This is a genomic window from Pedobacter sp. 01N416 (genome assembly GCF_056399685.1).
Genome location: NZ_JBFTRT010001028.1, coordinates 1 through 614, shown reverse-complemented (window position 1 = coordinate 614; position 614 = coordinate 1). Strand labels below are relative to the sequence as shown.

General features: G+C 37.0%; 1 protein-coding gene. It reads right to left on the bottom strand.

Annotation, left to right across the window (positions count from 1 at the left end; all coding sequences use genetic code 11):
- Nucleotides 1-577: alkaline phosphatase (locus AC1DND_RS29060; RefSeq protein WP_477586470.1), on the bottom strand; the 577-nt coding region annotated here is incomplete at its 3' end.
- Between the last annotated feature and the right edge of the window lie 37 nt (nucleotides 578-614).

The window sequence follows — 614 nt, the reverse complement described above, 5'->3', positions numbered from 1 at the left end:
GGCCAAACATGGTAAGCTCAACATAATCTCCGGTATGGTTCATACCAGCCCATTGCACATCGGTATATTTGCCCAATATTTTTCCGTATTCGTAAAACGGAAGATTTGACTCGTTGTATAACTGGTTGGGAGAAATGTCTTTGAAATGATTTAAAAGTGATTTAACTTCATCTGGTTTTATTTCAAAACCTTGATTCTCTTTAATCAGATCGATAATTTTCTGTTCACTAAAGGATTGGTTCAATTGCGCCAACAACCAGGTGTTGCTATGCTTAAAATTCTGTAAACTATCGAATTTTTTATCAGCTTCGTCAGCATAAAATAAACCAGGATTTGAATTCCCGTGATCAGTGGTTATGATAACCAGCGTTTCTCCATCTTTTTCTGCAAATTCAATGACCTTACCAACCGCTTCATCAAAAGCAAGCTGGTCAAATATTAATCCACTTACATCATTTGAATGTGCCGCCCAATCTACTTTTCCACCTTCTACCTGCAAAGCAAACCCGTCTTTATTATCTTTCATCAAATCGATAGCTTTCATCGTCATTTCTGCTAACGATGGTGTCGATTTCATTAGATTTTTATCGTGCTTTCTGTCTACTTCATAAGGC